The following is a 4,402-nucleotide window of genomic DNA, read 5'->3' as shown; positions in this document are numbered from 1 at the left end:
GTACCGAGAATAGATTATATTCTCGGTACTTTTATCATTATTTTGTTGTATATTTTCTAACAGCCGGCATAATTTCAGTAGCAATTAATTCAATATTTTTCTCAATCTTATCAAATGGTACACCGCCAAAATCAATTTGTGCCATAAAACGTTGCTGTCCAAATAATTCATATTGGTAAAGCATTTTTTCAATAATTTGTTGCGGGCTACCAATCATTAACGCGTCACGGTGGTCTACTGCATTAGTAAATTGTTGTTTCGGATACCCACCACCGCGTAGCGCAAGCATACCAGCATTAATATGAGGATAATATTCACTAAGTGCATCTTGTGAATTTTCTGCTGTATAAAATAAACTTGTTGTCGCAATTGGTAATGTCGCTGGATCAAAACCACTTTGCTCAGCAGCTTCACGATATGCATCAACCGAAACTTTAAAATTAATAGCTGGGCCACCAAGTGTCGTAAGCATCATTGGTACACCTGCGTGCCCTGCCTTAATCGCACTAGCAGGTGGCCCTCCGACAGCACGCCAAATTGGCATATTGTTATTTTTAGCTCTCGGTATAACTGCCGCATGTTCAAGTGGCGTTCTAAACTGCCCTTTCCATGTTACACTTTCTTCTTTATTTATTTTTAATAAAAGATCCATCTTCTCTTCAAATAGTTCTTCATAATAATTTACATCGTAACCAAGTAAACTATATCCCCCAATACGAGATCCACGACCAGCAACGATTTCAGCACGACCATTAGAAATTAAATCAATTGTAGCAAAATCCTCATATACACGAACCGGATCTGACGTACTTAATACTGTTGCAGAACTCGCGATTTTAATATTTTTCGTAGCTTGTGCAATAGCTCCTAAAATAACTGTATGAGCTTGCGTTGTAAAATGCGCTTGATGACTTTCACCGACAGCAAACACATCAATTCCAGCTTCATCTGCTAACTTGGCTGTTTCAATTAGTTCATGAATTCTTTTTTCTGCACTTATTTTCGAACCATTATGCGGATTTAAAATATGATCTCCAATTGAATATAATCCAAATTCAATTCCTTTACTTGTATCAATACGGTATTTTTCCATAGTTGCTCTCTCCCTTTTAATCAAGTGGTATTAATTTCTCTTCAATCTCTTTTCTTCTCTCTTCTAAAAATGGTGGTAAATCCAGCTCTTTCCCTAATTCTTCAACTGCTGAATCTACTGTAAATCCTGGTCCATCCGTCGCAATCTCAAATAAAATGCCATTTGACTCACGGAAATATAAACTTTTAAAATAAAAGCGATCGATGATCCCTGTTGATTGGAACCCTTTATCTTTCACCGCTTCATTCCAATAACTCAGTTCTTCATCATTTTTTACACGAATAGCTAAATGATGAATACTTCCTTTTCCAGGTCTTTCACTCTCTCCCACTTGCTGTTTCACCAAAATTTCTCCAAAAGATTGACCAGCAATAGATTGATAAATCCCCTCATCGTCTGAACGAGATACTTCTTTATAACTAAACAAGCCTGTTAATATTTTTGATAATTTATTTAAACTGCGCACTGTCATTTCAACTGTTCCCATACCTAAAATACGATGATTCTGCTCTATAGAAGATTCATCCCATCCAGTCCAATATTCAGGCACCTCTTCACCTTTATTATTTAACAGCACTAACCGTAGGCCATCTGGATCTTCAAAGTGCAGTGCGTCTCTTCCGGCGTAAGTTGTAATCTCCCCATGCTCCACCTGGAGCGACTCAAAACGTCTCTTCCAAAATGTAAGACTTTCTATTGAAGGTACGAGCAAGCCTATTTGTGTTATTGCATTTGTACCACGGATTGTTCTTCCTACATTCGGCATTTCAAAAAATGATAATTCAGTTCCAGCACTCCCTGTTAAATCGCCATAAAACAAATGATACATAAATGGATTATCTTGATTGACTGTCTTTTTCACTCGGCGTAATCCTAATACTTTTTGATAAAAATCATTATTTGTTTTCGCATTTTTTGTCACCATAGAAATGTGGTGATGCCCTGGAATTGTATACATAATATTTCCTCCTCTAACCATCACTTGATTAGTCAATTGATAGTGTAAAAAAAATTACTCATGTGGTAATTCTTTTTTTTCACTATGCTTATGAACTTTTGTCATTAACGCGTATAGTATTTTCTGTTCTTCCTCATCTAATACATCATCAAAAAAGGATGATTGGAATGCAAGTTGCTCTGGCAATGCTCCTTCTAATACTGCTTCACCCTTCTCAGTAAGGCTAATCATTTTCGTTTTCCAATCTTGTTTACGTACTATATACTCTTCTTTTTCAAGACGTGTTAACATTCTAGAAATACCACCTTGCGTCACAGTAACTTTTTCGGCTAACTCCATTTGTGTAAGGGGCTGATAAATCCGTATTTGCATAAGTACATCAAATTGAGCTGTCGTCAAATCAAAACGTTTCAAAAACTCATTTGACATCTGATTACTTTGGTTCGTAAACCGTATTAAACGTAACCAGATTAACGATCCTATCGTATTTTCACGCATGTTTCATCACTTCCTAGCGTTGATCTCACTATCACTTTACCACTCAAGTGATAGTAATGCAAGTAGAAATATGTTAAAAATACCTCCCGAAATCATTATTCTTAACTTTCCATTTCACTCATTGCTATATTTAAAGCTGCCACAGCTTTTGGCCAACCAACGTAAAAAGCCATATGTGTTATTAATGCAACTAATTCATTCTCCATCATCCCATTTTGTTTAGCTAGCTTCAGATGAAATGGTAATTGTTCTGTATTACCAAGACTGATTAGTACCGACAATGTACATAAGCTTCTTTCTCTTAATGTTAAAGTGGCATCCCGCCACACTTCTTCAAACAATATTTCTTCACTATAATGAGCAAATGCAGGTGCCATTTCTCTCATTTTCTTTTGAATATAAAATTCAATTGGTTCATTCATCATTTTACTCCCCCTTCCTCTTCACTAGTTGTGCCACCCCTTGACCAAATGACCAGTTTTCAGCAGCTGTCTCATTTAGTGTAATAAAAATATCAGCGCTACCGATGTTCGAACATTCAGATATTTCGTGTGATATCGATTGATATAACTCTCTTTTCTGCTTTATCGTTCTTCCTGGTCCACATGTAATAGAAACATGCATTATGTTCTCTGTTCTCTTTTCTTCTTGCTCTAACAAATAATATGGATTATAAAAAAATTCGTTTAGTCGATAAGGTAAAAACATTTGAAAATAATCATTTTCAGGGATGTTAAAATAATCAATTAATGACAGATGAATACATTCACTTATCTTTTTCAACGTTTCTTTATTTAATATATTTTCAGGATAATAAACGTTTACAAAAGGCATATATTCTCATTCCTTTTTCTTATTTTGGCATTCAAGAAGATTTTATTGTGAAATGTGTAAAATCTCATATATTGTAACATTGTCCATTACATCTATTTCAGGCTTCTCATTATAAAAATTGAATTGACTATAACCCCATTTATCTGGATTATAAACTATTACATTACCTAAACACTTTTCTGTATTTTGTACATTTTCGTTCATTGTATTTAATTGAGTCCCAATCAATGATTTACTTTGAGAAATACTTCCCGCATATTCAACAACATATCTACTTTTCTTAAAATCATCACTTAGATTAACAACTAAAGGAACACCAATATTAATTTGTTGCCATCCAAATGAGTCTAAAATATTATCGTAATAGCCCTCAAAGATAAATTTATTCATCCCTTCATGGTTATTCCAAATATATAATGGAGCGTAACAATTATATAAATTTTCATTCTTACCTGCCTCAGCAATTAAATAGGCTTTAAAATTCAGTTCTTGAAAACCATCTGTTTTATACCCATTAGCCTTTACCCTTTGCCTAATAATCTCCATGTCATAATCCTTTGGCAATATGACCTTATATTGCATTCCAATCATGTTTATCACTCACTTTCGATATTATATACATAATGATAAATCGATGTTGGATCGGTGTAAAATAGGTATAAATTATGCTTGGTATCATTTATAATGATACCGTATAAGGGGCTGAAATGAATGGAAATAAATGATCTTATCATATTTAAAACTGTAGCGAATGAGGGCTCTATTAGTAAAGCTGCTAAAGAGTTAGGTTATGTTCAACCAAATGTAACTGAGCGAATCAAAAAATTAGAACAAGAATTAGAAACAGCTTTACTACATAGAGATAACAAAGGGGTTTCACTGTTACCTTCAGGTGAAATTTTATTAGATTACACTAGCAAAATATTAACTTTATTAGAAGAAGCAAAAAATGAAATTAAAATGAGTTGTACATCTTATCGAATAGCGACGTCACAATCTATTTTAACTAATTATTTAAG

General features: G+C 34.1%; 7 protein-coding genes. 1 reads left to right on the top strand and 6 read right to left on the bottom strand.

Annotation, left to right across the window (positions count from 1 at the left end):
* Window positions 1-37: 37 nt before the first annotated feature.
* From AB3X48_RS18355 to AB3X48_RS18330, 6 genes are all read right to left on the bottom strand, one after another.
* Window positions 38-1,093 carry an LLM class flavin-dependent oxidoreductase gene (locus AB3X48_RS18355; protein WP_016104557.1) on the bottom strand — a complete coding sequence of 352 codons (1,056 nt, stop codon included), beginning with the start codon at window positions 1,091-1,093 and terminating at the stop codon, window positions 38-40.
* 16 nt (window positions 1,094-1,109) lie between these two features.
* Window positions 1,110-2,051, bottom strand: coding sequence for a ring-cleaving dioxygenase (locus AB3X48_RS18350; protein ID WP_256415943.1), 942 nt, complete (start codon window positions 2,049-2,051; stop codon window positions 1,110-1,112).
* Window positions 2,052-2,105: 54 nt separating this feature from the next.
* Entirely contained in the window at window positions 2,106-2,549 is a 444-nt protein-coding gene (locus tag AB3X48_RS18345) for a MarR family winged helix-turn-helix transcriptional regulator (protein ID WP_002158279.1), read from the bottom strand.
* Window positions 2,550-2,650: 101 nt separating this feature from the next.
* Window positions 2,651-2,974 carry a carboxymuconolactone decarboxylase family protein gene (locus AB3X48_RS18340; protein ID WP_016104555.1) on the bottom strand — a complete coding sequence of 108 codons (324 nt, stop codon included), beginning with the start codon at window positions 2,972-2,974 and terminating at the stop codon, window positions 2,651-2,653.
* 1 nt (window position 2,975) lies between these two features.
* A complete protein-coding gene (locus AB3X48_RS18335) occupies window positions 2,976-3,383 on the bottom strand; it encodes a tautomerase family protein (RefSeq protein WP_016104554.1) in 408 nt (135 codons plus the stop codon).
* A 42-nt stretch (window positions 3,384-3,425) separates the two neighbouring features.
* Window positions 3,426-3,974 (bottom strand): DUF4865 family protein, encoded by a 549-nt coding sequence (locus tag AB3X48_RS18330; protein ID WP_016104553.1) that lies wholly within the window; start codon window positions 3,972-3,974, stop codon window positions 3,426-3,428.
* 120 nt (window positions 3,975-4,094) lie between these two features.
* Between AB3X48_RS18330 and AB3X48_RS18325 the strand changes: the two genes are divergently transcribed.
* Window positions 4,095-4,402 (top strand): LysR family transcriptional regulator (locus tag AB3X48_RS18325; RefSeq protein WP_367959791.1); only part of this gene is annotated, 308 nt, incomplete at its 3' end.

It is taken from the genome of Bacillus sp. S4, from assembly GCF_040838205.1.
In the GTDB taxonomy this organism is placed as follows: domain Bacteria; phylum Bacillota; class Bacilli; order Bacillales; family Bacillaceae_G; genus Bacillus_A; species Bacillus_A cereus_U.
Note: the sequence above shows the minus strand (reverse complement) of the source record. Positions and strands in the feature narration are given on the sequence as shown.